Origin of the sequence: Brachybacterium equifaecis (assembly GCF_023509525.1) — a bacterium.
Classification (GTDB): Bacteria; Actinomycetota; Actinomycetes; order Actinomycetales; family Dermabacteraceae; genus Brachybacterium; species Brachybacterium equifaecis.
Genome location: NZ_JAKNCJ010000009.1, coordinates 17,334 through 40,842 on the forward strand (window position 1 = coordinate 17,334; position 23,509 = coordinate 40,842).

General features: G+C 71.6%; 24 protein-coding genes. 9 read left to right on the forward strand and 15 right to left on the reverse strand.

Going from position 1 to position 23,509, the window contains the following annotated elements; all coding sequences use genetic code 11:
* Positions 1-57: 57 nt before the first annotated feature.
* The 3 genes from Bequi_RS12395 to ppk2 all read right to left on the reverse strand — a co-directional run bounded on the left by Bequi_RS12395 (position 58) and on the right by ppk2 (position 2,473).
* Positions 58-729, reverse strand: coding sequence for a hypothetical protein (locus Bequi_RS12395; RefSeq protein WP_249738251.1), 672 nt, complete (start codon positions 727-729; stop codon positions 58-60).
* A 30-nt stretch (positions 730-759) separates the two neighbouring features.
* Positions 760-1,485 carry a hypothetical protein gene (locus tag Bequi_RS12400; RefSeq protein ID WP_249738252.1) on the reverse strand — a complete coding sequence of 242 codons (726 nt, stop codon included), beginning with the start codon at positions 1,483-1,485 and terminating at the stop codon, positions 760-762.
* A 112-nt stretch (positions 1,486-1,597) separates the two neighbouring features.
* Positions 1,598-2,473, reverse strand: a complete 876-nt coding sequence (ppk2, locus tag Bequi_RS12405; protein ID WP_249738253.1) for a polyphosphate kinase 2 — start codon at positions 2,471-2,473, stop codon at positions 1,598-1,600.
* 197 nt (positions 2,474-2,670) lie between these two features.
* Between ppk2 and Bequi_RS12410 the strand changes: the two genes are divergently transcribed.
* Positions 2,671-2,973, forward strand: a complete 303-nt coding sequence (locus Bequi_RS12410; protein WP_249738254.1) for a HigA family addiction module antitoxin — start codon at positions 2,671-2,673, stop codon at positions 2,971-2,973.
* 24 nt (positions 2,974-2,997) lie between these two features.
* On the opposite strand, the gene Bequi_RS12415 is transcribed toward Bequi_RS12410, so the two are convergent.
* Both Bequi_RS12415 and Bequi_RS12420 read right to left on the reverse strand, forming a co-directional pair.
* Positions 2,998-3,513: a GNAT family N-acetyltransferase gene (locus Bequi_RS12415; protein WP_249738255.1), complete on the reverse strand. Its 516-nt coding sequence runs from the start codon at positions 3,511-3,513 to the stop codon at positions 2,998-3,000.
* A gap of 59 nt (positions 3,514-3,572) precedes the next feature.
* Complete coding sequence (locus tag Bequi_RS12420; RefSeq protein ID WP_249738256.1) at positions 3,573-4,208, reverse strand: YdhK family protein; 636 nt, start codon at positions 4,206-4,208, stop codon at positions 3,573-3,575.
* A 227-nt stretch (positions 4,209-4,435) separates the two neighbouring features.
* Here Bequi_RS12420 and Bequi_RS12425 point away from each other — a divergent pair, with 227 nt between their 5' ends.
* The 3 genes from Bequi_RS12425 (at position 4,436) to Bequi_RS12435 (ending at position 7,543) form a co-directional block, all read left to right on the forward strand.
* On the forward strand, positions 4,436-5,410 hold the full coding sequence (locus tag Bequi_RS12425) for a VOC family protein (RefSeq protein WP_430623122.1): 975 nt from the start codon (positions 4,436-4,438) through the stop codon (positions 5,408-5,410).
* A 218-nt stretch (positions 5,411-5,628) separates the two neighbouring features.
* Positions 5,629-6,603 (forward strand): Abi family protein, encoded by a 975-nt coding sequence (locus Bequi_RS12430; protein ID WP_249738257.1) that lies wholly within the window; start codon positions 5,629-5,631, stop codon positions 6,601-6,603.
* 97 nt (positions 6,604-6,700) lie between these two features.
* Positions 6,701-7,543 (forward strand): phosphotransferase family protein, encoded by an 843-nt coding sequence (locus tag Bequi_RS12435; RefSeq protein WP_249738258.1) that lies wholly within the window; start codon positions 6,701-6,703, stop codon positions 7,541-7,543.
* Between the two features lie 128 nt (positions 7,544-7,671).
* Here Bequi_RS12435 and Bequi_RS12440 read toward each other — a convergent pair whose 3' ends face one another.
* From Bequi_RS12440 to Bequi_RS12460, 5 genes are all read right to left on the reverse strand, one after another.
* The gene (locus Bequi_RS12440; RefSeq protein ID WP_249738259.1) at positions 7,672-8,958 is read right to left on the reverse strand and encodes a CotH kinase family protein; all 1,287 of its coding nucleotides are present in this window, start codon (positions 8,956-8,958) and stop codon (positions 7,672-7,674) included.
* Between the two features lie 72 nt (positions 8,959-9,030).
* On the reverse strand, positions 9,031-9,261 hold the full coding sequence (locus tag Bequi_RS12445; RefSeq protein ID WP_249738260.1) for a hypothetical protein: 231 nt from the start codon (positions 9,259-9,261) through the stop codon (positions 9,031-9,033).
* Between the two features lie 327 nt (positions 9,262-9,588).
* Positions 9,589-10,149, reverse strand: coding sequence for a DUF4282 domain-containing protein (locus Bequi_RS12450; protein ID WP_249738261.1), 561 nt, complete (start codon positions 10,147-10,149; stop codon positions 9,589-9,591).
* A gap of 114 nt (positions 10,150-10,263) precedes the next feature.
* The gene (locus tag Bequi_RS12455; protein ID WP_249738262.1) at positions 10,264-11,400 is read right to left on the reverse strand and encodes a fatty acid desaturase family protein; all 1,137 of its coding nucleotides are present in this window, start codon (positions 11,398-11,400) and stop codon (positions 10,264-10,266) included.
* Between the two features lie 295 nt (positions 11,401-11,695).
* The gene (locus Bequi_RS12460; protein WP_249738263.1) at positions 11,696-11,833 is read right to left on the reverse strand and encodes a hypothetical protein; all 138 of its coding nucleotides are present in this window, start codon (positions 11,831-11,833) and stop codon (positions 11,696-11,698) included.
* Between the two features lie 239 nt (positions 11,834-12,072).
* On the opposite strand from Bequi_RS12460, the gene Bequi_RS12465 reads away from it, so the two are divergent.
* Together Bequi_RS12465 and Bequi_RS12470 are read left to right on the forward strand one after the other, a co-directional pair.
* Entirely contained in the window at positions 12,073-12,771 is a 699-nt protein-coding gene (locus Bequi_RS12465) for a GPP34 family phosphoprotein (RefSeq protein WP_249738264.1), read from the forward strand.
* A 113-nt stretch (positions 12,772-12,884) separates the two neighbouring features.
* A complete protein-coding gene (locus Bequi_RS12470) occupies positions 12,885-13,565 on the forward strand; it encodes a GOLPH3/VPS74 family protein (RefSeq protein WP_249738265.1) in 681 nt (226 codons plus the stop codon).
* 66 nt (positions 13,566-13,631) lie between these two features.
* Here the strand turns inward: Bequi_RS12470 and Bequi_RS12475 are convergent, their stop codons facing one another.
* Complete coding sequence (locus tag Bequi_RS12475; RefSeq protein ID WP_249738266.1) at positions 13,632-14,312, reverse strand: Pr6Pr family membrane protein; 681 nt, start codon at positions 14,310-14,312, stop codon at positions 13,632-13,634.
* Positions 14,309-15,553, reverse strand: a complete 1,245-nt coding sequence (locus Bequi_RS12480) for a glucose-1-phosphate adenylyltransferase family protein (RefSeq protein WP_249738267.1) — start codon at positions 15,551-15,553, stop codon at positions 14,309-14,311. Before Bequi_RS12480 ends, Bequi_RS12475 begins: the two co-directional genes overlap by 4 nt.
* An 84-nt stretch (positions 15,554-15,637) precedes the next feature.
* On the opposite strand from Bequi_RS12480, the gene Bequi_RS14295 reads away from it, so the two are divergent.
* A complete protein-coding gene (locus tag Bequi_RS14295) occupies positions 15,638-16,957 on the forward strand; it encodes an AI-2E family transporter (RefSeq protein ID WP_283775003.1) in 1,320 nt (439 codons plus the stop codon).
* A 171-nt stretch (positions 16,958-17,128) separates the two neighbouring features.
* Here Bequi_RS14295 and Bequi_RS12490 read toward each other — a convergent pair whose 3' ends face one another.
* Complete coding sequence (locus Bequi_RS12490) at positions 17,129-17,593, reverse strand: VOC family protein (protein WP_249738268.1); 465 nt, start codon at positions 17,591-17,593, stop codon at positions 17,129-17,131.
* Positions 17,594-18,018: 425 nt separating this feature from the next.
* Between Bequi_RS12490 and Bequi_RS12495 the strand changes: the two genes are divergently transcribed.
* Complete coding sequence (locus tag Bequi_RS12495; RefSeq protein WP_249738269.1) at positions 18,019-18,531, forward strand: SRPBCC domain-containing protein; 513 nt, start codon at positions 18,019-18,021, stop codon at positions 18,529-18,531.
* A 489-nt stretch (positions 18,532-19,020) separates the two neighbouring features.
* Here Bequi_RS12495 and Bequi_RS12500 read toward each other — a convergent pair whose 3' ends face one another.
* Positions 19,021-19,959, reverse strand: a complete 939-nt coding sequence (locus tag Bequi_RS12500) for an aldo/keto reductase (RefSeq protein WP_249738270.1) — start codon at positions 19,957-19,959, stop codon at positions 19,021-19,023.
* Positions 19,960-20,174: 215 nt separating this feature from the next.
* Here Bequi_RS12500 and Bequi_RS12505 point away from each other — a divergent pair, with 215 nt between their 5' ends.
* Positions 20,175-21,692 (forward strand): aldehyde dehydrogenase family protein, encoded by a 1,518-nt coding sequence (locus Bequi_RS12505; protein WP_249738271.1) that lies wholly within the window; start codon positions 20,175-20,177, stop codon positions 21,690-21,692.
* Positions 21,693-21,982: 290 nt separating this feature from the next.
* Here the strand turns inward: Bequi_RS12505 and Bequi_RS12510 are convergent, their stop codons facing one another.
* Positions 21,983-23,467 carry a DHA2 family efflux MFS transporter permease subunit gene (locus Bequi_RS12510; protein ID WP_249738272.1) on the reverse strand — a complete coding sequence of 495 codons (1,485 nt, stop codon included), beginning with the start codon at positions 23,465-23,467 and terminating at the stop codon, positions 21,983-21,985.
* Positions 23,468-23,509: the final 42 nt, after the last annotated feature.

Genomic DNA, 23,509 nt, shown 5'->3' on the forward strand with positions numbered 1-23,509 from the left:
AGATCCTCCGGGTAGTCGGGCGCAGCGGGACCGACGCCAGCGTAGGCAGATCGGGGCTCACCGCACCGTCGGATTCGCGTGATCGGCGAACATCGCCCAGTCCACGATGACGGTCTCGCTCTCCCCGCCCTCCGCGTAGCGCTGCACGGTCCAGCGCTCACCGCGGTCGAAGGTGTCGTCCGCGCCGCCGCCGCTGAGCAGCACCGAGCCGTCGCTGCAGCGGTACCAGCTGTCCGTCCCGTCGGGCAGGACGGTGAGTGCGGGCGGATCGGAGGCATCCGCGGGGGAGTCCCGCGGCTCGCAGCTCACGTCTCCCACCAGCATGAGGGCGAGCGGCATCGGCTGACTGCGCGTGCCCTCCGCGTCGAGACCGGCCGCCGCGGACGAGGAGCGGAACCGCAGCGCGGTCTGATCGATCGCGTCGACGATGAAGGTCATGGTGGCGCCGTCGTCATCCAGGGCGCAGGCGCGGGCACCGAGCGCGTAGTCGCCGCAGATGACATGGTCGCTGCCGTCGGCCAGTTCATAAGGCGAGGCAGCCGCTCCGCCGGCGCAGAGGTCTTCGTCGATCTCCTCCACCTGCCAGTCGTCCTGGACCCAGGTGGTGAGGAGGCTCGTGACCTCGCCGGCGCGCTCCTGCGGGGTGCCGTCGGACGTGCCGGGACCCGTGCAGGCCGCGAGCATCAGGATCGTGAGGGACAGAGCCAGGGGACGCAGGTGCGAGTGCATGGATCCTCCTGGGAGCCGGGCCGGGCGCTGTTAGCCCTCGTACTGCGCGAAGATCGCGGCGGTCACCGCGGTCGCCTCCGGGGCCTGCTGGTCGCGGGAGCGCTGCACGACCCAGGGCTCGCCGCGCTCGAAGGTCGCGTCGATCTCGTCGGGCGTCAGCAGCTCCGAGCCGTCCTCGCAGCGGTACCAGCTGAACTGGCCGCCGAAGTGCTGGTCGTGGTCATGGGTGATCGGCGCGCAGTTCACGCCGTCCGGCAGCGCGACATACAGGGGGATCGCCTCGCCCTCGCGCGGGGAGACGTCGGTCCCGGCGGCGAGAGCGGGCGAGCGGAAGCGGATGGCCTTCTTCGCGAGCGGATCGACGATGCAGGTGACGGTGTCATCCGGGCCGTCGATCGCGCAGGCCATGGTGTCCGCCGCGGTCGGCCCGCACATGACGTGCTGCCGGTCGCCCGTGAGCGTGAACGGGGAGACCACGGCGCTGACCGCGCACAGGTCCTCGCTGCGCTCCTCCACGCTCCAGGTCGAGTCCACCCAGATCGTGGTCAGGGCGGTGCCTCCGGAGGACTGGGGGTCCTCGCTGGCGGTCTCGGTCGAGGGCGACGCCGAGGGTGTCGCGCGCGGAGCGCCCGACGATGTCGCGGCCGCGGGGCTGCTCGCCGGGTCGGTGGCGGGCGGACCGGAACCGGCTGTCGTCGTGCCGACGCAGGCGGTGAGGGACAGAAGGGCCAGGGGCAGGGCGATCAAGCGCAGCATGTGCCGCATGGTTCCTCCAGGGGCGGTCGAGCGCGGGGCCGACGAGCGGCTGACTGCGGCCAGGATAGGGCGATTCGGGCGCTCTCGGAAGGGCCCGCGAGCCCGTCGGCCCTCACGCCCCGCGCTTCGCCTTCGAGGGCTTCCTCTTCGAGGGCTTCTCGAGCTTCGCGGCGACGTCCTCCGCATAGACGAACTCGGAGCGGTCGGGGCGCTCGTACCCGGTGTCCTTCTCCGCCGGACGCTTCGGGATCGTGATCGAGGGCTCCTCGACGTAGGTCCACGGGATGCGGGTGAGGATGTCGTGGATGACGTTGATGCGGGAGCGCTTCTTGTCCTCGCTCTCGATCGTCACCCAGCGGGCGCCCGGGAGGTCGGTCGCGGCGAACATCGTGTCCTTCGCGCGGGAGTAGTCCTCCCAGCGGGTGATCGACTGGACGTCCATCGGGGAGAGCTTCCAGCGGCGCATCGGATCCTCTGCGCGCGAGCGGAAGCGGGCCTCCTGCTCCTCGTCGGACACGGAGAACCAGTACTTGATCAGGCGGATCCCGTCCTCCACGAGCATCCGCTCGAAATCCGGGGCCTGCCGCAGGAAGCGGTGGTACTCGGTATCCGTGCAGAAGCCCATCACGCGCTCCACCCCTGCGCGGTTGTACCAGGAGCGGTCGAGGATGACGATCTCGCCTGCGGCCGGAAGGTGGGGCACGTAGCGCTGGAAGTACCACTGCGTCTTCTCGCGCTCCGTCGGCGCGGGCAGGGCGACGATGCGGGCGTGGCGCGGATTCAGGTACTGGGTGATGCGCTTGATCGCGCTGCCCTTGCCCGCGGCGTCGCGCCCCTCGAAGATCAGGAGCACCCGCTCCCCGGACTCGATCACCCACTGCTGCATGGCGACGAGCTCGGCCTGCAGGCGCTCGAGCTCCTTCTCGTAGGCGGCCTTGTCGAGCTTCTTGGGGCTGCCGTTCTTGACTTCGTTGTCGTGCGTGGACATGGGGGCAGGGTATGCCGGGCGGGGCGGGGTGGGGAGGGGCTTTGGTCCTGAGGGGGGCGGATGTAACGCCTGGCGTGGACGACGGAAGTCGTTGGAGAATCTCCCCATGACAGATCGGTCGGGAGCAGCGAGGCCGAAAGCCCGCAGCCGCGCGGGCGCGCGCCGTCGATCGATCAGGCCGGAGGAGGTGGTGATCGTTGACTACCACTGGCAGGATCGCGCCGATCCACCCGGGTGAAATCCTCATGGAGGATTTCATCGAGGGGTTCGAGATCACGCAGAACAAGCTCGCCGTCTCCATCGGCGTGCCCCCTCGCAGGATCAATGAGATCGTGCACGGGAAGCGTGGGATCTCTGCGGATACGGCGCTGCGGTTGGCGCAGTACTTCGGGACCTCGGCAGAGTTCTGGGTCAACCTGCAGAGCCGCTATGAACTGGACCGTGCAGAGGATTCCGCAGGGGAGCAGATCGCAGAGATCGTGCCCCTCGCCGTGGCGTGACCAGCAGGGAACTGTCGGTCGCGGTCAGTCTGCGAGACGCTGCAGCATGAGGCAGTCCTGCCACTGGCCGGCGATCCGCAGGTATTGCGGGGCGAGCCCGTAGACCGTGAAGCCGCAGCGGGCGAGCACCCGCAGCGAGGCGATGTTCGCCGGCAGCGCTTCTGCCTGGACGCGGTGCAGGTCCAGTTCATCGAACGCGTGCTGGACCGCTTCCTCGAGTGCCTGGGTCGCGAAGCCGTGGCCACTTGCGGGCTCGGCGAGCCAGTAGCCCACCGCGCACGACTGCAACGCCCCGCGCACGATCCCGCTGAGGGTGATCTGCCCGGCGACCCGGCCCTCGTCATCGAGGATCACGAACGCGGCGCACTGGCCGCTGGCCTGCGCCTCCAGCAGTCCGGTGATCACGGCGGACTGCCCCGCGGCCGTGTAGTGCTCATCGGAGCGGAGGGGCTCCCACGGAGCGAGGAACGCGCGATTGCTCTGCTGGAGATCGGCGAGAGCGGGGGCGTCGGCGAGGGCGATCGTGCGGATGCGGGGCATGGGCGGGAGTGTGGCACACGGCGAGCACTCCCTGCCCCGATCCGCCCCGGCCCTCACCCTCAGCCCACCGGCTGCATCTCGCTCTCCACGACCCACTTGTGGTTCGTCATCGTCATGCCGTCCGCATCGACATCGACCATGTAGACGGTCTCCTGGGTGGAGCTGTCGATCGTGGCGGTCGCGCCCTTCATCCCGGGCATGTGCTCGGCGAGCAGGACGACCTCGGTGCCGTCGGGCAGGGGAGCGGCGCCGGGGTTCTCGAGCTCCTCGTGGACGACCCACTTTTGGTCCGTGACCGGGGCGCCGCCGTCGGTCGGGGTGTAGGAGACGGCGTAGGTCGTCGTCGTGAAGGCGCCGGTGATGGTGGCCTCCGCGCCCTTCATGCCGGGCATGTGGTCGGCGGTCAGGACGACCTCCGTGCCGACGGGGTAGGTCGGATCGGCCGCCTCGGCGATGCCCTCGGGGGCCGGCCCGCCAGCCATCGCATGGCCGGCGTGAGCGCCGCCATGGTCGGAGCCGTGGCCGGATGTCCCGTCGGACCCCGCGCCGGAGCCGCTGTCGGAGGCCTGGCCGTGCGCACTGCCGTGGTCCATGCCCGGCATCGCGTCATCTTCGCCGCTCGTGCAGCCGGCGAGAACGGCGAGGCCGCCGGCGAGGATCGCGGCCCGACGGGTGAGCTGGGGGAGAGTGTGCATGATCTGTCCTCTCAGGGGCAGGGGTGGTATCCCTCGAGACTATACCCCTATGGGGTATTCGTCAGCCCCTGCGGGCCGCACCGCACCGCGTGCAGGGCGCGCGGTGCGGCGCAGCCCGCATTGCTCGTGTGCGCGGGCGGGACTAGAGTTATAGTTGCATCTTCAATCAATGTCGGGACGTCTTCCCGCCCCCGGGCGCGGCACGCCGCGACCTGCCAGGAGGCCCCATGAGCACCCAGCCCGCCACCCCCGCCACCCCCGCCGCGACGGGCGCCGAGCCCGGCCCGGCCACCCCCACGAGCGAGCTCCACCTGCACCCGGCGACCTCCATGGACGCCGTGACCCTGCGCGTCGGCGATCTCGCGCTCATGAGCTCGTACTACGAGAATGCGCTCGCTTTGGTGCCCCTGGAGGAGCGCAGCCGCGGCACCGAGGTGCACCGCGTGCTCGGGCGGAACGGCGTGCCGATGGTGCGGCTCGTCGGCACCCCGAACCTCCCGCGCTGGAACCAGCGCGACGCGGGGCTGTTCCACACCGCCTTCCTCTTCGAGGACAAGGCGAGCCTGTCGGCGACACTCGCGCGCGCCGCGCAGGATCCGCGGGGCACGTATGTCGGCTCCGGCGATCATCTCGTCTCCGAGGCCTTCTACTTCACCGATCCCGAGGGGAACGGCATCGAGCTGTACGTCGACCGGCCCCGCTCGCAGTGGACGTACAACGCGGCCGGCGAGGTCGAGATGACGACCCTGTTCCTCGACCCCAACGCCTACCTCCAGGACCACCTCACCGAGGCCGCCCTGACCGCCGGGCCTGCGCTCGCCGGGAAGATCGGCCACGTGCACCTGCAGGTCGGCGACATCCCCACCGCCCGCGCGTTCTACGTCGATGCCTTGGGCTTCGAGACCACCGTCGGCTCGCATCCCTCGGCCCTGTTCGCCTCCGCCGGTGGTTACCACCACCACGTCGCGATGAACACCTGGAACAGCGCCGGCGCCGGTCCGCGCGCCGCGACCCTCGGCCTCGGCGACGTCGCGATCACTGTCCCGCAGCGCGAGGAGCTCGACGCCCTCGTCGCCCGCCTGCGCGCCCGCGGCATCCCGTTCGCCGACGAGGGCCAGCGCGTGGTCGTCACCGACCCGTGGGGCACGCAGGTCAGCCTCGCCGTGCCGGGGACGACGACGGAGGAGCTGCTCGCGCGGTGACGGGGCGGGCGGGACCCCACCTCTCCCGGGGTGCCCGAGACGCCTGCGATAAGGACCGTCGGGGCGAAGTTGCTCACCGTTGCCCGTCGGTGCTTGGCGTGGACACCGTGACGCGGGTATGGTTCCCGCATAAACACCGGGCCCTCTCCCGACAACTGGTTCGCGCCGACCGTCGTGCATGGCCCGGTTTTTTCTGCCCTACGTGTCACACTCGCCGGATGAGGTACTCCAAGCCGCATCTCGGCTACGAGCAGCAGGCCTCCCTCCTCGACGCGCGAGGCCTCGACGTGGGTTGTCGAGACCAGGCCGTGGAGACCCTGAAGCGCATCGGCTACTACCGACTGTCTGCCTACACCTTCCCCCTTCGGAAGCTGGATCCGGAGGACAAGGACGGCAAGCTCAGGCTCGACGAGTTCCGCGATGGAGCCTGTCTTCGCGACGCTGTCGCCCTTCATGACTCGGACCACCGCTTGCGCAAGGCGCTCCTCGGAGGGCTGCAGGAGCTCGAAGTCGGGCTCAGGACGCGCCTCGCCTATGGTCTCGGCAAGAGGGATCCCTTCGGGCACGTCAACCAGGTCGGGCTCGACTCGATCAGGTGCGCTCGCGTCGACTCTCGGCCTGGGGCGCGCGCTGCTACGTTCCATGCCTCATGGATCGTGGAGTACCAGAAGCTCCAGAAGCAAGCCGGCAGGGAGCCGTACGTCCAGCACTTCGTCTCGCGATATGAGGGGGAGTTCCCCATCTGGGTCGCCGCGGAGTTCCTGACCATGGGCAGCCTCGTGAGCCTGTACGACCTCCTCGAGCCGAACCTGAGCCGAGATATCGCGCAGCGGCTGAAGGTCAGCAATCAGAACGTCCTCTACGGCTGGCTGCGCGCGCTGAATACGCTCCGCAATCACTGTGCCCACACAGCGCGCATCTGGAACCGGACGTTCGTCTTCGAACCGGACAAGATCAACGTCCGCATGGTCGAGCCCTCCCTTCATCACCTCGTGGATGTCGATCGGCGCAAGCTCTACTTCCTGGCGACAGTGCTCGCCTACCTGCTGCAGACGATCCATCCGGATTCGCGGTTCCGCAACGACTTCGTGACGGCGATGAAGAAGCACCCATCCGTCTTGGGGCTCACACCCCAGAGCGCGATGGGGTTCGTCCCCGACTGGGAGAAGCTGGAGATCTGGAGGATCTCTTGAGCGGAGCGGTGCAGAGGTCGCCGTGGCCCGCACTCCATCATGGATGGGTGCGCTGGGGTGCCGATTTCTTGTGGAGGCGGAAGATAGGAGGAGCGCGATGTGGGACGGCTCAGACGTGAGAAGCGCGGTGCGTCGGGCTCTCGAGGGGGCAGGTGACCGCACGCCGCTGCGAGACGTGGAGGTGTGCGAGGTCGGCACGGGATCCCTGGTCCTCCTCACGCCGCGCACCGCGGTGCGCGTGGCTCGTGATCGCCAGCGCGGCCCGGAGATCGAACGCGCTCAGCGCCTCGTCGACTCCCTCCTCGACCTGCCCTTCGCAGTGCCCCATTCGACCGGGCCGACCGCCACCGCCGGCGGAGCGACAGCCATCCCCACGATGAGACTGAGCGGCGAGCCCCATCCGCCCCGCAGTGGAGACCCCGGACCCCTCCGGGAACTGCTGGATGCTGTGCACGGCGTGGAGCTGGGCCCCTCCTGTCCCGACCTCGCGCAGAGGCATGCCTTCATGGGCGGGGACGGCTGGGAGCGTGTCCTGCGCGATCGCGTCGTCCCGCTCCTGCAGGAGGATCTGCGCGGGGAGGCCCGGGCGCGGATCGACGCCTACGCATCGCTCGCCCCCGTCGACCTCTGCTTCGGGCACGGAGACCTCGCCGGCACGAACGTCCTCTGGAGCGGCGGAGCGGTCAGCGGCGTCCTCGACTGGGACCTTGCCACGCTGGAGGACCCCGAGGAGGACCTCGCCTCGCTCGCATGGTGGCACGGCTGGAACGTGATCGATGCGATCGCGCCAGGCAGGACCCCCGGCCGCGCGGAGACGTACCGGGACCTCTTCCCCCTCCAGATGATCGCCTTCCACGTGCTGCACGATGGCGATGAGGCCGGGCTCGCGCGTCTGCTCGAGCGCACGGCACCACTCCTCCAGCAGCGCACCGTCTGCTGAGGCAGATCGTGCAGCCGGGGAACTGGCGCGACGCGAGGCGGGAATGCGGCCCAGCCCGGTACCTTTCGCTGCGATGAAAGGTACCCAGGCGGGCCGAAACGCGGGCGGCGCAGGCGTTGCTCCGTGGGTCAGCTGCCCCCGTCGCTCGCGCCCGTGCCGACGCCAGCGCCCGTGCCCGCGCCGCCGGGCTGCCCCGCACTCGCCGAACTCGACGTCCCGTCCAGCGCGGCGAGGATCGCGTCGGCATCGGACTGGACGTCGTCGGCCGAGATCAGAGCGGACGCCGTATCCGTCAGCACCTTCGCACGAGCCTCGACGATCGCCTTCGCCGCGCCCGTGTCCACGAGGTCCGTGCGCAAGGTCGCGGCCTGCTCGGTGACGAGCTGTGAGAACGTCGAATCCGCGGCGAAGCGCGTGGCCAGGATGTTCTTCCCGCCCATGCCGCCGCCGCGACCAGCTCCGCCCTGGCCGGCGGCCTGACCGGCGCCCTGGGCTCCGGCTGCCGGAGCTGCGCCGCCCGCGTCCGACGGGGCTGCGGCGCCGTCGGGCGCGCTTCCATCTGGCATAGCGCCGCCGGGCATCGCCCCGGCGGGCGGTGCGCCACGCTGGCCGTCCTGGGTCCCGCCCATCCCGCCGGGACCCCTGCCACCGCCCTGGCCGCCCCCGCCGGGGCCGACGCCGAAGGCCATGTTGTGGTCCCAGGCGACCACCGTCATCGTGCCCGCGTCGGGCCCGTAGTAGAGGTAGGAGTTGTTGCCGGGGCCGTCGATGTCGTCGAAGTTGCCGATCAGGTCCTCGAAGGCGAGGTAGCGGGCGAAGGCGTCGACGTCGAGATGCTGGGAGAGCTCCGATGCGAACGCGGAGTCGTCGGCCTCGTTGACGAACTTCAAGAACGCGGCGAGCGGGGCGTAGTTCTCCTCCCCGCCCTCGACGTCGAACACGCCGTCGTAGTCCTCGGCGGCATCGCCGCGGTAGCTGTAGTCGCCGCCCGCTTCCGCTTTGAAGAGCGTGCCGTCGGCCGAGAACACCGAGGTCATCCACGCGGTGTCGAGGAACTCGAGGATCAGGCGCAGCTGCGGGGCGCCGCCGTTGACGGTGAGGGAGGCGGGGGAGGAGAGCTGCGAGGCGAGGCCGGCATTCGCGAGCATGTCCAGGGCCACCGCCTCGTTCAGGGCGCTCGCGGTCGTGCTGTCGCGCACGACGATGTCGGCGGCGCCGTCGAGGCTCTGCCCCTCGACGTTCTTGTCCAGGCGGATGCGCCAGGGGAGGGTCGCCGGGTCGGTGTCGGCGGTGATGCCCTCCAGCGAGGAGTTGCCCTTGAGCGTGAAGCCGACGTTCTCGAAGCTCTGGCCGTCGATGACGGCGGTGCCGGTGATCCACTCCTTGTCGGAGCTCGCGAGGAACGCCTCGAGCATCGCGGAGAGCTCGGCCGCGTCGATCGTGAGATCGATCGTGTGCAGGACGCTCGGATCCCACAGGGAGCTGGCCTAGGTGCGCTCGGCGCTGCCGTCCACCGAGGTGAGCGCCGCGACGCCGGACAAGGAGCCGGTCGTGGATCCGCAGGCGGCCAGCGCCGTCGCACCGCCGCCGGCGAGCAGGGCCGACAGCAGCAGGCTGCGGCGGGAGAAGCGGGCCGCGCTGCGAGAGGGGGCGGCGTCGGCGGGGTGAGCGGACTGAGCGGGGCGGGCGGAGCGGGCGGGTCGGGTGGAGCGGGGCACTGGAACCTCCGTGCGATCGTCGGAGAAGCCATCGGACCGCGCGCACCTGTCGGCGAGCTATGCGGGAGGTAGGGCGGGGCTGTCTGTTCGGGGAGGGCGAGTTCTGGGGCGTCGGACCCGGGTACGCGCTGCGGCCTGGCAACGCCAGACCCCGGAACACGCTGCGGCCCGCTCCGGTACCTTTCCGCGACGCGAAAGGTACCGGAGCGGGCCGCAAGCAGGCCGCGCTGAGCAGGCCGCAAGCGGCCGCCCTGAGCGGGCGGCAAGCACGTCGCGCTTGGCGGCCCGCGCCGGCTCAGGGCCGGCGGCGGGCGCTCCGTCCGGGGATCAGCCCCGCGTCTTCAGCTGGTCGACGATCTCGGTGGTGTTCTGCGAGGTGCGGATCGTGGCGACCACGAACTCGAGGCCCACGCGCAGCAGGAGGATCGTCAGCACGGGGAAGATCCAGCCGAACACGAGGTACAGCAGGAACGGCCAGATGGAGAAGTCGTCGTAGTAGCTCATGCCGGCGCCCATGATGAGCGACATGATGAGGCCGCCCACGTAGTTCAGGATCGCCCAGGCGATGCCGATGATGTAGAAGACCTGCACGAAGCGGATCGTCACGAAGTGGCGGAACGAGAAGTCGAAGATCGCGCCGAAGAAGCCCTTTGCCGTGGTGCCTGCGCCCGTCGGCTGTCCGCCCGTGTGGGTGCCGGCCGACGGCGAGCCGGGGTAGCCGGTGCCGTAGGCGCCGACCGCGGGATCGCTCGCGGGAGCCGCGGGGGACTGCGCGGTGCTCGACGCGCCCCAGGGGTCCTGGAAGGGAGCTGCAGGCGCGCCCTCGCTGCGCGGAGCGGCGGAGGAGCCCTGGTGGGGCTCGGGCTGGGTGTACGGGGACTGCGTCATGGGGTGCCTCGATCGGGGAGGGGAGGGATGCCGCGCGGGCATTTCGGGCGCGGTTGGACTCTCAACACTAACCTTTCTGCTCCTGTGTCGGGCGGCCCCGTCCAGGCCCCGCTCTCACCCCCGCCCGAGCTGCTGCGACAGCGGGCAGGCCCACACGTCGAGACCGCCGCGACCGGCCTGGTTGATGTATTCCGCGACCTCGCGGTACGAGCGGCCGAGCGGGGTCTCGTGGTACGCGACGCCGAGGCTGCGGCAGTACTCGCGCACGATCGGCGCCGCGCGGCGCAGGTTCGGGCGCGCCATCGAGGGGAAGAGGTGATGCTCGATCTGGAGGTTCAGCCCGCCCATGAGCACGTCGACCATCCGCCCGCCGGAGATGTTCCTGCTCATGAGCACCTGGCGGCGCAGGAAGTCGACCTTCACGCCCTTGGGGAGGATCGGCATGCCGATGTGGTTCGGCGCGAAGGCGAGCCCCATGCAGAGGCCGAACACGCCGAGCTCGACCGCGGCGAACGCGAGCGCCTTGCCCGGCGAGAGCACCAGGAAGATCAGCGCGAAGAACGCGACCAGTCGCACCGCGATGAAGGTGAGCTCGACCGCGCGCCGCTTGATCGGCCGCTTCGACAGCAGGCGGGAGATGCCCTGGACGTGCAGGTTCACGCCCTCCAGGAGCAGCAGCGGGAAGAAGAACAGGCCCTGGCGAGCCGTCAGCCAGCGGCCGAGGCGGGTCCGGCGGGCCTGTGCGTCGCCGGGCGCGAACACGAGCACGCCGGGGGCGATGTCGGGATCGGTGCCGACGGTGTTCGGCGAGCCGTGGTGCTTGGAGTGCTTGCCGTTCCACCAGCCGAGCCCCATGCCCGCGCCGAGGTTCACCACCAGCAGCGAGACCCACTCGTTCCACCGGGCCGACGCGAAGATCTGCCGGTGCGCGGCGTCGTGCCCGAGGAACGCGACCTGCGTCATGAGCAGGGCGAACGCGGCGGCGATCAGCATCTGCCACCACGAGTCGCCGATCAGCAGGAACGCGACCACGAGAGCGGCCCCGATCAGCGGCAGGCCGATGAGGCGGCGCCAGTAGTGCCCGTAGGCCCGCTGCAGCAGCCCCGCGCTCTTGATGCGGGCGCTGAGCGCGGTGAAGTCCGACAGGTGCGCGTTCGGGGCGCGGCGCGGGGCCCCGGCCGGGGCGGGCGCCGCGGCGCCGTCGGCCGACGGAGAGGGCAGGGGGGAGGGGAATGCGGAGGATGCGGTCATCGGAGGCTCCTGCTGCGGTAGAACAGCGGCTGCCGTCCAGGTGGACCGCTCTCGACAGTACGGGCCCGCCGCCGGTTACCGGCGGGTCCGGCGAATACTGCTCACCCCTCGGACGCGGTCGGGCCGTCGCGCCCTCGGCAGGCCCGCTCCGGTACCTTTGCGCGACGCGAAGGGTACCTGGGCGGGCCGCAATCGGCCGGCGCCGCCACCAGCACCGCCCGCTCCGTCCCCGCCCACGGAAGCGGCCCCGCATCCGGTGATCCGGGTGCGGGGCCGCTCGGCGCGAGGGCGAGGCTCAGGAATCGGCCTTCTGGGCGTCGTCCGTGGTGGTCTGCGCCTGAGCGTCCTCGGTGGTCTCGCCCTCCTGGGGCATCTCCTCCGACGCGCTCTTCTCGAGGTTCTCGCCCTCGTGCAGGTCGTTGTTGTCGTTCATCTCTGCCTCCTTCGCCCGGGGAACTGCGGATGCGCCCAATCTACGCCGCAGTGCCTGAGCGGTGCGAGGGGCACTCGGATCTCGTCCCTCCGTCGGCCCCCCCCGTCGGCCCCGCCCCTCCATCGGCCCCGCCCCTCCCTCGGCCCCGCGCCTCCGTCGGCCCCGCGCAGCCCCAGCGCCACGCGCATGCCGCGAACCGCCTGGATGCGCCTGCCGGCCATGCCCGGCACACTGCTCGCATGACGAACCGCCCGCCCCTGACCGCCGAGGCCTTCCTCCTGCTCACCGACGACCGCGGCAGGGTCGAATCCGCGGAGCGGCGCCGCCACGCGATCGCAGCCGCAGCCCTGATGGAGCTCGCCCTGCGCGGCCGGATCGCGATCACCCGGGACGAGACGGGCACCGCCCGGATCCTCGACGCCTCGCCGGTGGGGATCCCGGAGCTCGACCAGGCCCTCGCCGCGCTCGCCGACCTGCCGGGCGCCCGACTGGATGCGGTGATCCGCCACCCGAGCATGGACCTCGTGGAGGCGACCGCGGGCAACCTCATCGCCAGCGGCGCGATCGAGCGCAGGAGCGGACTGCTCGGCGCCGCCTACCCCGCGCGCGACCGCGCCCTCAAGGGCGCTCTGCAGGCACACCTCGGCGGGATCCTCGACGGACGCGCCGAGGCCTCGGCCCAGGATCTGCTCCTGCTGGACCTGCTGATCCCGGCGGAGCATCTGCACGATGTCCTCGGGCGCCTCGCGGGGGGCCTGAAGGGGCGCAGGCTCACCGAGCGGATCGTAGAGCTGACGAGCGGCAGCCCTGCTGTCGCCGCCCTCGGCCCGGCGGGTGAGGAGCTGCGCGTGATCAGCCTCTGCCTGTGGTCGGTGGACACCTCGCCCGCGGCGCTGACCCTGCTGGCGAGTCGGATCTGGGACACCCCGCCCGCCTGAACCCGCCCCGCTGAGCAGCCCCGCTGGGCTGCCCCGGCGAACGGCCGGTGAACACTGCCGGGCCTGAGACCTCGCTGGGTGCGCGGCAGGATCGCCCTCCCGAGACTGCCCCCATGACGAACCGTGCGCCCCTGACCGCCGAGATCTTCCTCCTGCTGACCGATGACCGCGGGAAGTCCGCGGCGTCCGACACCCGCACCCACGCGATCGCCGCCGCCGCCATCGCCGACCTCGCCCTGCGCGGCCGCATCGCCTTCAGCGAGGAGAAGAATCCCCGCATCGAGATCCTCGACTCCGCGCCGACGGGCATCCCCGAGCTCGACCAGGCCCTCGCCGCGCTCGCCGAGATGCCCCGCAAGCGCATCGACGCGATCGTGCAGAACCGCCGGATGAACCTCGTGGAGGCCACTGCCGGTCCGCTCATCGACTCCGGCGCCATCGAGCGGAAGGACGGCCTGTTCAGCGCGTCCTTCCCGGAGCGCGATGGCGCCCTCGAGGACGCCCTGCGCGCGCATCTGGCCGACATCGTCACCGGTCGCGCGCAGCCCGACGAGCGCGACGTGGTGCTCCTGCAGTTCCTGCGCTCAGCCGATATCGCGCACGCGATCCTGAAGGACGACGTCCCCGAGCTCAGCCGCCGCGAGCTCGACCGGCGCATCACCGAGCTGGCCGCGGAGAGCCCCGCCGCGCGGGCGCTCGGGAAGATCGGCGAGGACCTCGAGGCCGTTCTCCTCACGATGTTCGTGATCAACCCCAGCGCGACGAACGCGGCGCTGCTGATGAGCCGCAGCTGATGAGCTGCGACTGAAGGCCCGCTGCCGAGGCTCTGCCTCAGCAGGCGCTGCCTCAGCAGGCCCTGCTCAGCGCTGCCGCGCTCTCCGCACCGCCGCGTCCCGCGCCCACATCGCCGCTGACAGCAGCATCATCACCGCGAGGATGATCGCGGCCATCCGCAGCGCCTGCGGGTAGCCGAGCACACCGGCGTCGATGAAGCCGTAGGGGTACCAGGCGGTGATCGCGCCGCGCAGCAGGGTCACGGCCGCATAGAGCAGCGGGAACACCGCGGCTGCGACGAGGTCCCGCAGCCGCAGCAGTCCGAAAGGTCCGGTCAGGAGCCACGCCAGCGGGGCGAGCCAGGGGATCGCGACGTGCTGGATCCCGTCGGTGATGACGTGCAGCCCCTGCGGGTCATCAAAGGGCCGCAGCAGGAACCAGTGCACGACCCCGGTGATGACGATCCCCGCGACCGCATTCATCAGCAGCGCCCGCAGCACAGGGCCGAGCGCCCGGCCCAGCATCAGCGGGATCGCGACGATCGCGACCAGCAGGTTCGTGAGGATCGTGAAGTAGGAGAAGAGCCGAGCGAGCGCCTGGCTGAGGCTCTGCCCGCTGACACCGGTGACGGCTTCGGTCACGGTGAGCGAGGTCGCCATGCACAGCCCGACCACGGAGAGCACCGCGACCGCGCCCCACGCGAGCCGTGCCGGGCCTGTGGCCGGTCCGGTGCCCGTGCCCGTCGGCGTCTGGAGAGTCGCTGTCATGCGCTCGCCGCCGTGCCGTCGGAGCTGCCGCCGACCTCGTCGACCTCCGCGACCGCGCCGTCGGGCCCGATCACGGTGACCTGCCCCTCGGCGCCCACCTCGCGGATCCCGTCGGCCCTCCCGGAGGTGCCCCCGGTGCCGAGCTCCGCGCCGTCAGCGCCGGGCTCCGCCGGGCCGACGACCTGCGCGCCGACGTCCACGATGCAGCCCTTCAGGTGCACCCCGGCGCCCACGCGCGCCCCGTCCAGGAGCACGCAGTCGGTGACCTCGGCGCCCGGATCGACGCGGGCGCCGGGGCTGAGCACGCTGCGGCGCACGGTCCCGGCGACGCTGGAGCCCGCCGCGAGCAGCGACTCGGAGACCACCGCCCCCTCCTCGACCTTCGCCGGGAGCAGCTGCGGCTGGGCGGAGCGGATCGGCCAGTCGGCGTCATCGAGCGCCGGGCCCATGCCGTCGAGGATGTGCATGTGCGCGCGCCAGTACGACTCGATCGTGCCGATGTCGCGCCAGTACCCCTCGAGGCGGTGCTCGACCGTGCGGCGGTTCTCGACGAACCAGGGCACGAGGTCGTCGCCGTAGTCCTCCAGGCCGCTCTCCTTCGCGCCGGGACCTGCGCCGAGCTCCTCGAGCGCCTCCACGAGCGCGTCGGCGCCGAAGCAGAACACCTCGGTGGCGACGAGATCCGTCGGCGGCTCCTCCGGCTTGTACCAGAACGCGCTCACCCGCCCGCGCGGTGTCGCCTTCACGACGCCGTGGCGGGAGGCGTCATCATCGTGCGACGTGGTGACGATCGTCAGGTCGGCCTTCGCATCCGTGTGCGTGGCGATGACGTCGCGCAGGTCCAGCGTGTAGAGGTGGTCGGCGCTCAGCACGAGCACGAGGTCCGCGCCGAACGCGGCGATCTGCTCGCGGAAGCGCCACAGGCTGTCGCTGTTGCCGGTCGCGAAGCCCTCGCCCGGGCCGCCCGTGAACGGGGCCAGGATCTGCAGGCCGCCGTGGCTGCGGTCCAGATCCCAGGGCCGACCCGCCGAGAGATGCGCGTTCAGCGTGTGCGGGAGGTACTGCTCGACGATCCACACATCCGAGATCTGCGAGTTCGCGAGGTTCGACAGCGCCACGTCGATCAGCCGGTAGCTCCCGGCGACGCGCAGCGAGGGCTTCGCGCGCGCGGCGGTGAGCACGTCCATGCGCGAGCCCTCCCCGCCGGCCAGGATGATCGCGAGCGTGCGGGGGATGCGCATGAGGCGGCCTTTCGAGGGGAGCAGTGCGCCCAGGCTATCCGGGCGACTCCTCGCCCTCCGCTCTGCGCGCTCTACGATCCATGCATGAGCACCTCGGCGGCGGAGCCCGCCCCCCTCACCCCGGAACGCCTCGCGGGCGCGCCCACGACCCCTGCGACCGTCGGCCCGACGGGCATCGACGCGCCCCCGGCGCCGCGCGCGCGGATGCTGCCGCGCGGCATCGTGATCCTGCTGGCGCTCGCCGCGATGTGGATCGTGATCGCCGGGATGCAGCAGGTGGCGGCGCTGATCGTGCCGGTGTTCCTCGCGCTGAACCTCATGATCGCCGTGCGGCCGCTCGGCGCCTGGCTCGAGCGGCGCGGCATGCCGCGGATCGTCGGCTCGATCGCGGGCATGCTCACCGTGCTGATCGCGCTGCTCGCGTTCTTCGGGGCGATCGCCTGGACGATGGTGCAGCTCGTCTCCGTCCTGCCCCAGTACAGCGACCGATTCACCTCCCTGCTGCGCCAGGGGCTGGACCAGCTGTCCCGGTGGGGAGTCAGCGAGAGCCAGATCAACGACTGGGTCTCCGCGTTCAACGTCTCCAGCCTGCTGGGGGTGCTCAACCAGGCGCTCAGCTCGATCGGAGCGATCGGCGGCCTGCTCGCCGCGGCCGTCGCCACGATCGTCTTCTTCGGCCTCGACGCCGCAGGGCTGCCCGAGCGCATGCGCGCCGTGGAGCGCGTGCACCCTCGCGGCTACCACGCCCTCGTGGACTTCTCCCGTTCCGTGCGGACGTACTGGCTGGTCACGACCGCTTTCGGCCTCATCGTCGCCATCATCGACGGCCTCGCCCTCTGGGCGCTCGGAGTGCCGCTGCCCGGGGTGTGGGCCGTGCTCCTGTTCGTCTGCAACTACATCCCGAACATCGGGTTCATCTTCGCGATGATCCCTCCCACCCTCATGGCGCTCCTCGAGAAGGGGCCGTGGACCGCGGTGATCGTGGTCGCGCTGTGCGTGGGCGTCGCGATGCTGCTGCAGGGCCTCGTGCAGCCCCGCGTCACCGGGCGGGCGGTCGGCCTCTCCGCGAGCGTCTCGTTCCTGTCGGTGCTGTTCTGGTCGTGGGTGCTCGGCGCGGCGGGCGCGCTGCTGTCCGTGCCGATGACGCTGCTGGTCAAGGAGCTGTTCGTGGACTCCGACCCCGACGCCCGCTGGCTGAACGCCTTCCTCGCCGACACCGCCGAGGCGGCCGTCGAGTCCCCGACGCAGCGCGTGGCCGACGAGGTCGGCTCCGCGGCGGGGACGGTGCGAGCGGTGGAGGCGGCTGGCGGGGCTGGCGCGGGCGCGGGCGATGGGGCTGGTGCGGGCGAGCCTGGTGGGGCTGGTGGTGCGGGCGGGGCGGCCGGGGGGTCTCCCGCGGTCTGATCCGCAAAGTCCTCGGTCACAGAGCCGCTCGCGTGCCCTGGTGCACGTGAGCGGCCCTCACACCGATCTTTGTGCGGACGACCGCCGAGCGCGGCCGGCCCGCACCGTCGGCCGCACCGCCGGCCGGCGCCAGAGGTCACCGACGCGCGCGTGCGGTCCGCGCGCGTGCGGTCAGAGGTTCTCGCTGACCTCGGCATCGGTGGCGCTGGTCTCGCCGACGAGCGCGAGCTGCCAGGTCACGCCGAAGCGGTCCTGCACCCAGGCGAACATCCCGAAGCCGTAGTCGCCCAGCGGCATCAGCTCCTGCCCGCCCTCGCCGAGCGCAGCCAGGACGGCCTTCTGCTCGTCCTCGCCGTCGCACTCGAGCCACAGCGAGACGCCGGGGGTCAGATCCCACTCGTGCTGGATGAGCGTGTCCGAGGCGCGCATGCGCTGCCCGGCGACCTCGAACTCCGCGAGCATGAGCGCGCCCTCGGCGTGGGCGGGATCGAGGCCCTCGGGCAGGGCCTCGGGGTCCCAGAAGGTCTGCGAGAGGACGCGGTCGCCCTCGAACAGGCTCGTGTACAGGGCGATCGCCTCGGCGGCGCGCTGGCCGCGGGACGGCTGGAAGGTGAGGAACGGGATCGTGCGGCGCATGGGGTGCTCCTGGAGGTCGGGGGTGGGGTGCGCGGGTGTGCTGCGGGGTGTGCGGGCGGGGGTGCAGGCCGGTTCTGGAGTGGAGGCCTGCAGGTGGAGGCCTGCGAGGGCTGACACAGGGGGCGGGTTCCGCAAAGTCCTCGGTCCCAGAGCCGGTCGCGTGGACTATGCCATGTCAGCGGCTCTCACACCGAGCTTTCTGCGGGGCCCGCGCCGACAGGCGGGAACGACAGGCCGAGACGACATGTCCGACGGGCGGCACCCCGGGCAGTGGCACCAGCCTGGCACACGGCGCATGATGGGGGCACCTGATCCGCGCGCTGCCCCGACACCGGGTTCGAGCGCCCGATCCGAGACCTGACCTGCGGCCCGGGCTGAGGCCGACCCCGAGGCCCGTGCTGAGGCCCGACCCTGAGGAGCGCACCATGACCGCAGACCGATCCATCACCGGCGCCCTCGACGGCGCCGACCTCGTGCTCACCCGCGAGCTCCCCGCCTCCCGGTCCGACGTCTGGTCCCGCCTCGCCGAGTCCGACGGCCTCGCCACCTGGTTCGGCACCTTCACCGGCGATCCCGCGAGCGGAACGGTGCAGGTCACGGGCACTGCGGAGCCCGGGGAGGCGGAGGCGGCCGAGTACACGATCCACGAGTGCACCCCGGAGGAGGCGCTCGAGGTCAGCTCGGCCTTCGGCGAGGGGGCATGGCGCCTGCGCGTGGAGCTCGAGGATGCGCCGGGCTCCGACGGCGGGGACAGCACCCGCCTCGTGTTCCGGCACATCGACGTGCCCGCCGCGATGCTGGGCGATGTCGGAGCCGGGTGGGAGTGGTACCTGGACCGGCTCACCGCGGCCGTCACCGGTGCGCAGCTGCCGGGGCTCGAGGTGTGGGAATCGGACTACATGCCGTTCGCTGCTAGGTACGCCGCGCTGCAGGGCTGATCGGGCTGGTCGGCCAGCTCGGGCTGCTCGAACTTCGTCAGCAGAAACCTCGCTGTGAGGGCCGCTCACGTGCACCAGTGCACGTGAGCGGCCCTGGGACCGCGGACTTTGCGGTTCCTGCTGCGGAGAGGCCACGAGCCGGCCCCGCCGGGGTCAAGCCCCTGCGAATCGAGACCTGGCCGGGCAGCACACCCTCGCCCGCCGAGGCACACGCATCACCCCAGCAGAAACCGCGGTGTGAGAGCCGCTCACGTGCATCAGTGCACGTGGGTGGCCCTGTGACCGAGGACTTTGCGGTACCGCCAGCGAGTGGCCGCAGCTGATGCCGTATCGGGCGGGATTCTGTCGGTCGATCGGACATGGCCAGGGCTGCCCGCATCCCATCGCGTGCCGGCCCGGCCGCGTCTGCCGGGGGCCCGCCCTCCTGCAGTGCCCCCGCCCCGCCCCGCCGCACCCCGCTGCCGGCCCCGCGCTCCCGCGGCCCCCGCCTCAGGGGACGATGTGCCCCGCGGTCCGGAACAGCTCGTACCACTCGGCCCGCGTCAGCGGCAGCTCCGAGCCCGCGGCGGCGTCGCGCACACGCTGCGGGGTGGTCGTCCCGAGCACGACCTGCATCTGCGCAGGGTGACGGGTGATCCAGGCGGTCGCGATGGCCTCCGGCGCCACCTCGTACTTCGCCGCCAGACGGTCGATCACGGCGTTCAGCTCGCCGTACTTCTCGTTGCCGAGGAACACCCCGTCGAAGAAGCCGCCCTGGAACGGCGACCACGCCTGGATCGTGATGTCGTTGAGGCGGCAGTAGTCGACGATGCCGCCGCCGTCGATCGTCATGGACTGGTCCTGCTCGGACATGTTCGAGGAGATGCCCTGGGCGATGATCGGGGAGTGCGTGATCGACAGCTGCAGCTGGTTCGCGACGAGCTTCTGCTCCACCGACTTCTGCAGCAGCGCGATCTGACGCGGGGTGTGGTTGGAGACGCCGAAGGCGCGCACCTTCCCGCTCGCGTGCAGTTCGTCGAAGGCGCGAGCGACCTCGTCGGGCTCCACGAGGGCGTCGGGGCGGTGCAGCAGGAGGATGTCGAGGTAGTCGGTGTCCAGCGCCTTCAGCGAGCCCTCCACCTGCGCGGTGATGTGCTCGTAGGAGTAGTCGAAGTACGTGCCGGACTCCGAGGGCACGATGCCGCACTTGGTCTGGATCGTGACCTGCTCGCGCTCCGACGGCGTGAGCTGCATGGCCTCCGCGAACCGGCGCTCGCACAGGTGGTCCCCGCCGTAGATATCGGCGTGGTCGACGAAGTCGATGCCCGCATCGCGCGCGGTGCGCACGAGCTCGCGGATCTCGTCGTCGGACTTCTGATCGATCCGCATCAGCCCGAGCACGACGTTCGGGACGGCGATGTCGGTGCCGGGGAGGGTGAACTGGCGCATGAGGGGGCTCCTGGGGGTGGCGGGGAGGGCTGGAGCCAGCGTAGTGGTGCCCTGGGCGGGTGCCCGCTGCCGAGATCCAGCCGCCCGGGTGCGCTGCACCCCAGCCGCTCCGTCCGACGCCCTGCCGACTGACAGCCCCCTCTCCTACGATCGGCTCCATCAGCGCCCGGCCCCGCAACCCCGGCCGGTGCGCTCGCCGAGCGAAGGAGCAGAGCATGTCGGACCCCCGTCCCGCCGAAGGCGCCCCTGCGGCTGAGGATCGCCGCCCTCCTGCGATCACTCGCGCCGAGAAGGTCGCTGCCGCCGCCCCGCCCACCACCGACCGCGCAGTCATCGAGCAGCGCGTCGCCCGCGCCCGCCGCGCCGCTGACGCTGGGGTTCCCCGCCCGGTCGAGTGGCGCGAGGCCCAGCTGAAGGCGCTGCGCGCGATGGTGCTGGAGAACCGGGAGCGCTTCGAGCAGGCGCTGTGGACGGATCTGCGCAAGAACGCCACCGAAGCCCAGGTCACCGAGCTCTCGCAGGTGGTCGCGGAGGTCGACCACGCGCTGAAGAACCTGCGCTCCTGGATGAAGCCTCAGCGAGCGAGCCTGCCGCTGGTCCTGCAGCCGGCGTCGGCCCGTCTCGAGGCGGAGCCGCTCGGCACGGTGCTGGTGATCGCGCCCTGGAACTATCCGGTGCAGCTGCTCCTGGTCCCTGTTCTCGGCGCGATCGCCGCTGGCAACGCCGTCGTGCTGAAGCCCAGCGAGATCACCCCCCACGTCTCCGCCCTGCTCGCCGAGCTCGTCCCCCAGCACCTCGATCCTGACGCCGTCCAGATCGTCGAGGGCGGGGTCGAGGAGACGACCGCCCTGCTGGAGCACCGGTTCGACCACATCGTCTTCACCGGCAACGGGACCGTGGGAAGGGTCGTGATGCGCGCGGCTGCGGAGCATCTGACCCCTGTCACATTGGAGCTCGGCGGCAAGTCCCCGCTGTGGTTCGACGACGACGCCCATCTCGAGGAGGCCGCGCGCCGCTTCGCCTGGGCGAAGTATCTGAACGCTGGCCAGACCTGCATCGCGCCCGACTACGTGCTCACCACCCCCGAGCGCGTCGGCCCGCTCGCCGCCGCGATCGAGCGGGCGATCGAGGCCCTCTACGGCGACGCCGGCACGAGCCCCGACTTCGGGCGCATCGTCAGCCCGAAGCAGTTCGATCGCACCGCCGCCTACATCGCGCAGGGCGAGGTGCTCGTCGGCGGGCAGACCCAGCGCGAGGACCTCTTCATCGCGCCGACGGTCCTGCGCATGGAGCAGCCCGCCGACCCTGCCGCGGAGCGCACCGAGGCCACGACCCCCGCGGTGCTGCGCGAGGAGATCTTCGCGCCGATCCTGCCGATCGTTCCCGTGGCCGACGTGGACGCCGCGATCGCCTACATCCGGGCCGACGAGAAGCCGCTGGCCCTCTACGTGTTCACCGCGGACGACGCGGTGCGCGAGGCGCTCATCGCGCGGACGTCCTCGGGCGCGGTGGTCGACGGCGCCGCGATCCTGCAGGCCGCGGCGCCCACCGTCCCCTTCGGCGGGGTGGGGGAGAGCGGCATGGGCAGCTACCACGGGCAGACGTCGTTCGAGCGGTTCAGCCACCGCAAGCCCGTGGTCACCAAGCCCTACGCGCCCGAGACGCTGCGCATGATCATGCCGCCCTTCTCCGCCGCCAAGCGCGCGATCGTGCGGAGGGTGTTCGGGGTCTAGCGCGCCTCGGGGGCCGGAGGCGGGCCGGAGGCGGGGTGGGGCGCGCCTCCGGGGCCGGAGGCGGGGCGGGGGCGGGGCGGTCCGAGGGACCGGGTCGCCGGGCCTGGGCCGACGGGACCGGGACCGGCCTGACTGCCGACTTTGGCCCGCCCTCGTACCCTTCGCGCGCCGGAAAGGTACCTGAGCGCACCGGAATGCCGGCGTGGGCGAGAGCGCCCCGCTCGACCGCCGCCCGGCCCCGCCCAATCTTGCGCCGCCCGGCTCCGCCGGCCCCGCCTTGGCCCTGCTCGTCAGCCCGCGACCGTCTGCGCCGGGGGCTTCCGACCGATCCCCAGCGACAGCACCCCCGCCGCGGCCACTGCGATCGCGGCGACCAGGAACGCGGTGCCGGCCCCGTCGGCCAGCGCCACCGCTTCGGCTGCGCCGCCGGACCGCGAGCCCTCCGAGACGGCGCTGAAGATCGCGATCAGCGCCGCGGTGCCGGCGGCTCCCGCGAGCTGCTGGGCGGTGTTGAGGATCGCCGAGCCGTGCCCGTACAGCGGGGCGGGCAGGGAGCCCAGCGCCGCGGTCATCAGGGGGGAGAGGCACGCGGCGAGGCCGATGGAGAACACCACATGGATCAGCGCGATCTGCCACACCGAGGTGGTCTCGTCGACCGTGGACAGCCAGGCGAGGGCCCCGAAGGCGAACACCATGCCGGGGATGACCACGGGGCGGGGGCCGACGCGGTCGAACAGGCGCCCGGCCACGGGGGAGAGCACCGTCTCCACGAGCCCTCCGGGCATCAGCACGAGCCCGGTGGCCAGCGCGCTGGCCAGCAGCGATCCCTGCAGGTACAGGGGAAGAGTGTTCATGACGCCGAGCAGGGCGGCGAACAGCACGAGCAGCGCGATGAGCGGGACGGTGAAGCCGGGCACGGCGAGCGGGCGCAGGTCCAGCAGCGCGCTCTCGGTGCGGGCGAGCCTGAGCTGGCGCCCGACGAACAGGGCGAGCCCCAGTGCACCGGCGACGCTGACGCCGATCGCGACCAGGGCCGCGGAGCCGCCGGCGAGGATGATGCCGATCGAGCTGAGCCCGTAGACCAGCCCGCCGAACGCCACGACCGACAGCAGCACCGAGAGCACGTCCAGCGGAACGTGCACGGGCGTGCTGACGTTGCGCAGGCGCATCATGCCGAGGATGCCGGCGGCGGCGACGAGCGGCACCATGATCCAGAAGATCCCGTGCCACGTGGTCACGGCGAGAACGGCGCCGGCGACCGTCGGCCCGAGGGCCGGGCCCACGGCCATCACCACCGCGATCACGCCCATCACCGATCCGCGGCGCTCGGCGGGCACCAGCGTCATGGTGACCGTCAGCATGAGGGGAAGGAGCATCGCGGTGCCGAGGCCCTGCCCGATGCGCCCGAGCAGCAACACGGCGAAGGTCGGCGCGAGCGCGGCCAGCACGGTCCCCACCAGGAACGATCCCACCGCGGCGGCGAAGACCGCCCTCGTGGTGAAGCGCTCCAGCATCCAGCCGGTGGTCGGCATGACCACGGCCATGGTGAGCAGGAAGCCGGTCAGCAGCCACTGCGCGGTCGCCGCGGAGACGGCGTAGTCCGCCATCACAGCGGGCAGCGCGACCGCGACAGTGGTCTCGTTGAGCATCATGACGAACGCGGAGCCCATCAGGATCGCGAGGACGGAGCGCACCTGAGCGCTCAGTGCAGGAGCCGGCGCGGCCGTGCCCGCGGGATCGATGGAAGCGGCGGGCTGGGACGGGTCGGTGACCATGGAGGACTCGTTCTTCGTGCAGGGCCCCGTGACGGGGAGGAG